Consider the following 4,731-nt stretch of genomic DNA (forward strand, 5'->3'; position numbering starts at 1 on the left):
GTCCGCTACTGGTTCCTCGGCGGCCTCTCCGGCGGCGGGGTGAGCGGCACCGCGTTCAAGACCAACCAGACGATCGAGGCGTCCCTCGTCCGCATGGGTCTGTCCGGCATCGCCGAGAAGGGCCTGTGGCTGCTGCTCGTGGCGGCGCTGGTGGTGCTGGTGGTGCGCGCGATGCGGTGGGCGGGGCCGGTGCTCGCGCTACTGGCCAACGCCGGGATCGCGCTGCTGGTTTCCCCGACCTCCTGGTCGCACTACTACGTGTGGGTGGTGCCGGCCCTGGTGCTGATGCTGGCTCAGGTGGCGCGCCACGCTTATGCGCGGTCGTGGCAGGCCGTGCCTTGGGCGGCCTGGGCGATCCTGACGGCGGTGCTGTTCAAGCTCGCGCCGTTCCACGGCCTGCCCGACACCGACTTCCCGGTCGTGCACATGCACTGGACCTGGCCGCAGCAGCTTTCCGCGGCGACCTATCCCCTCGTCGGGCTGGCGCTGCTGCTCGCGTTCGCGCTGCCCCGGCAGCGCGGGCCCCGCTGGGATCCCGCGCTGCCGGTGTCACCGGAACCGGTGGCCGTGGCCCGCTGAGGCGTCAGCGCGGCGCCAGTCCCTCGACCTGGGCGGCCGGGTCCCCGCCGGTGGGCAGCAGGGCGATCACCGGGGTGTCCAGCCCGTTTTCGGTGTAGGCCCGCACCCGCTCCCGGCAGGCGTCGAGGCTGCCGTGCACGATCAGGTCGTCCACGACCTCGTCCGGGATCGCCGCGTTCGCGCCCTTGCGATCGCCGGCGGCCCACAGCTTGTGCATCGGCGCGAGCAGTTCCCCGCGACCCAGCCACTCGTGGAACGCCGCGTACACCGGCACGGTCAGGTAGCTGCTGATCAGCATCCGCCCCAGCGCCCGCGCCGCGTCGGCGTCCTCGGTGGGACACACGAAGATCCGCGCCACCAGTTCGACCTCCGGCCCGACCTCGGCCCGCACCTTCGGCACGTCCGTGGGCGCCAGCCAGTTGGTGATCGCACCGTCGGCCTCCCGGGCGGCCAGCTTGAGCATCCCCGGCCGCAGCGCCGCCAGCATGATCTTCGGGGGTTTCGGGGGCACCCGCTCGAGTTTGAACCTGTCGACCGCGAAGGTCGGATACCGCTCGGTCACCTTCTCCCCCGCCAGCGCCGACCGCAGGAACCGCAGGGTGTCCCTGGTGCGGCCGTAGGGTTCGGTGAACTCGGCGGCGTTCCACTGGTTCACGATGACCGGTGACGAGGTGCCGATCCCGAGCACGAACCGGTCCGGCGCCACCTCGGCCAGGGTGGCCGCGCTCATCGCGAGCAGCCCGGGTCCGCGCGTGTACACGGGCACGATCGCGGTGCCGAGCCGCAACCGGGGCGCCCACTGCGAGGCCAGCAGCAACGGTGAGAACGCGTCGGTGCCCGCGGTTTCGGCCGACCAGGCGTCCGTGTAGCCCAGATCGGGCAGTCGCTCGATCAGCTCGCGGTGCGCCGTCAGCGGCACCCCGGTCAGCGGGATGGTGATCCCCCAGCGCTTCAACGGAGGGCCTCCAGTTCCTTCTTGATCCATTCGATCTGCCCGCGCATCAGGTTTTCGGCGACTTCCTCGGCCTGCGGCGACATGTGCGTCGCGCCGACCAGCGGCAGGAACGCGTGCGGCCGCCCGGCCGCCAGCAGCGCCGCCGACAGGCGCAGCGAGTGCGCGACGAACACGTTGTCGTCGGCGAGGCCGTGCACGATCATCAACGACCGCCGCAGCTCCCCGGCGCCGGCGATCAGCGAGTTCCACTCGTAGCTTTCCGGCTCGTCCTGCGGCTTGCCCAGGTACCGCTCGGTGTAGTGGGTGTCGTACAGCGACCAGTCGGTGACCGGTGCGCCCGCGACGGCGGCGTGGAAGACGTCGGGGCGGCGCAGCACGGCCAGCGCCGACAGGTAACCGCCGTAGGACCAGCCACGGATGGCCACGCGGCCGAGATCCAGTTCCGGGTGTTCGGCGGCGACCGCGTGCAGCGCGTCCACCTGGTCCTGGAGCGTGACCTCGGCGAGCTTGCCCGCGATTTCCCTCTCCCAGGCCGCCCCGCGCCCCGGGGTGCCGCGACCGTCGGCGACCAGCACCGCGAATCCCTGGTCGGCGAGCCACTGGGAGGTCAGGAAGGCGTTGCGGCTGTGCAGCACCCGCTGCGCGTGCGGCCCGCCGTACGGGTCGAGCAGGACGGGCAGTTTCACGCCCGGCCGGTGGCCCGTGGGCAGCAGCAGCGCGGCACGAAGACCCCGTTCGCCCACGGTCAGCCAGAGGGGCCGCGGTTCGATCCCCGGGTCCTCCGGGTAGGAGTCCACTTCGGCCACTCGTTCCCCGTCGCGTACCACGGAAACCCTGGGGCCGCTGTGTTCGAGGCTCCACGACGAGAGCACCGCCAGCTCGGCGTTTCCGGCACCGACGTGCACACCGTCCGAACCGGACAGACGGACGATTTCGCCGCCCTCGGTGCGGTAGACGTGGATCTGCGTCGGGTCGTCCTCGGAGGCGCTGAACAGCACCTCCTCGCCCACGTCGAGCAGCGACCGCACCTGCAGCCCGGACGGGGTGACCGGCTTGCCGTCGAGCACCAGCCGGTAGGTGCCGTCGGCGGCGCTGACGTGGACGAGGCGGCCGTCGCGGGTCCACGCGGGGGCGCCGGGCACGATCTCCACCCAGAGCGGGTCGGTCTCGGTGTGCAGCAGCTTGGTCGTGCCGGTGGCCGGGTCGACCGCGTGGATCTCCAGGCGGCGCTGGTCGCGCGGCTGCACCGCCAACAGGGGCGGCCCGCCCGCCGACCAGTGCACGGCGGTCAGGTACTCCCAGTCGCCCCGCTGTACGTCCACTCGGCTGCCGTCGAGTCCGAAGAACGCCAGCGAGACCTCGACGTTGTTCTCGCCAGCGGCGGGGTAGGCGACGACGTTGGCGGGGGCCTTCGGATCCGACGGGTCGGCGATGGTCCACCGCGGGACACCGGTGCGGTCACTGCGCTCGGCGAGCAGGTTGCGGCCATCGGGCGACCACCAGTAGCCGCGGGCCCGGTTCATCTCCTCGGCCGCGATGAACTCGGCCAGGCCCCAGGCGACGTCCTCGTCGTCCTCCTCCGCCACGGCACGGTCTTCCCCGGTGGCCAGTTCGATCACGCGCAGCCTGCGGTCCCGGACGTAGGCGACGCGCGCTCCGGTGGGGTCGGGACGCGGGTCGACGACCGCTCCACCGACCCGTTCGGTGACCTCGCGGGTGCCCAGATCGACGGTGTAGAGCTTGCCGGACAAGGAAAACGCGGCGATGCGGACGTCGCTGTCGGTGGCGTAGCCGACCACGCCGCCCGCGCTTTCGCGGCTGCGTTCGCGCCGGGCCCGCTCCTCCGCGGGCAGGTGCTCCTCGCCGGGCAGAAGTTCGGCGGCGTCGACCACCTTCGTCTCCGCGCCCGTTTCCAGATCCAGTTCCCACAGGCTGTTGCGCCGGTCCACGCCGGATTCCGAGCGGAGGAACAGCAGCCGCCTGCCGTCGGGCGAGGCACGGAACTCCCGGGGGGTCCCGAGAGTGAAGCGCTGGGTGCGCGCCTGTTTGCGAAGGAAGGAAAGCTCGTCGGTCACGCTCGCACTCTTGCAGACCGCCCGGCCCGTTGGCGAGTCCGGCACCCCGCACAACGTTTCGCCGATTTTCCGGCAAACTACGCAACGAACCCGGCGCATACGCAACGGTTTCCGGGCTGAACTGGGCGTGATCAGCCCCTTAGCCTGGTGCTATGACGACGATCGAGGACCGGAACGCCGCCGAGTTCATCGCCCTGGACGAGCGGTGGAGCACGCACAACTACCACCCGCTTGGCGTGGTCATCACCGAGGGCGAAGGCGCCTGGGTCACCGACGTGCAGGGCCGTCGCTACCTCGATTTCCTGTCCGCCTATTCGGCGCTGAACTTCGGTCACCGGCATCCCGCCCTGGTCGCGGCCGCGGTCGAGCAGCTCGGCCGGGTGACCCTGACGTCGCGGGCCTTCCACCACGACCAGCTCGGCCCGTTCTGCGCCGAACTCGCGGCGCTGACCGGCACCGAGATGGTGCTGCCGATGAACTCCGGCGCCGAGGCCGTCGAGTCCGCGATCAAGGTCGCCCGGAAGTGGGCCTACGAGGTCAAGGGCATCCCGGACGGCCGGGCCGAGATCGTCGTGGCCGGTTCGAACTTCCACGGCCGCACCACCACGATCGTCTCCTTCTCCACCGACGAGACCGCCCGCGCGCATTTCGGCCCGTTCACCCCGGGCTTCTCGGTGGTCAAGTACGGCGACGCCGAAGCGCTGCGGGAGGCGATCACCGAGCGGACCGCCGCGGTGCTCCTCGAACCGATCCAGGGTGAGGCGGGCGTGATCGTGCCGCCCGACGGATACCTGGCGCGGGCGCGGCGGCTGTGTGACGAGGCGGGGGTCCTGCTGATCGCCGACGAAATCCAGTCCGGCCTGGCGCGCACCGGCACCCTGCTGGCCCTGGACCACGAGCGGGTGCGCGCGGACCTGTACACGCTGGGCAAGGCGCTCGGCGGCGGGATCGTGCCGTTGTCGGTGGTGGCGGGGCGCCGGGACGTGCTCGAAGTCCTCAAACCCGGGGAGCACGGCTCCACCTTCGGCGGGAATCCGCTGGCCTGCGCGGTCGGCCGGGCGGTGATCCGCCTCCTGGAGACCGGCGAGTTCCAGCGGCGGTCGACGGAACTGGGGGCGCATC

3 protein-coding genes and 1 pseudogene are annotated in these 4,731 nt (G+C 71.6%); 2 read left to right on the plus strand and 2 right to left on the minus strand.

What is annotated here, in order from left to right; translation table 11 throughout:
* Window positions 1–579 (plus strand): annotated as a pseudogene (locus tag FNH05_RS32520) (hypothetical protein); the annotation flags it as partial.
* A 4-nt stretch (window positions 580–583) separates the two neighbouring features.
* On the opposite strand, the gene FNH05_RS32525 reads toward FNH05_RS32520, so the two are convergent.
* Together FNH05_RS32525 and FNH05_RS32530 are read right to left on the minus strand one after the other, a co-directional pair.
* On the minus strand, window positions 584–1,534 hold the full coding sequence (locus FNH05_RS32525; protein ID WP_144592674.1) for an LLM class F420-dependent oxidoreductase: 951 nt from the start codon (window positions 1,532–1,534) through the stop codon (window positions 584–586).
* Window positions 1,531–3,609, minus strand: coding sequence for a S9 family peptidase (locus FNH05_RS32530; RefSeq protein ID WP_144592675.1), 2,079 nt, complete (start codon window positions 3,607–3,609; stop codon window positions 1,531–1,533). Before FNH05_RS32530 ends, FNH05_RS32525 begins: the two co-directional genes overlap by 4 nt.
* A 152-nt stretch (window positions 3,610–3,761) precedes the next feature.
* On the opposite strand from FNH05_RS32530, the gene rocD reads away from it, so the two are divergent.
* The coding region (gene rocD, locus FNH05_RS32535; protein ID WP_144592676.1) for an ornithine--oxo-acid transaminase at window positions 3,762–4,731 on the plus strand (970 nt) is incomplete at its 3' end.

This window comes from Amycolatopsis rhizosphaerae (assembly GCF_007713715.1).
Taxonomy (GTDB): Bacteria; Actinomycetota; Actinomycetes; order Mycobacteriales; family Pseudonocardiaceae; genus Amycolatopsis_E; species Amycolatopsis_E rhizosphaerae.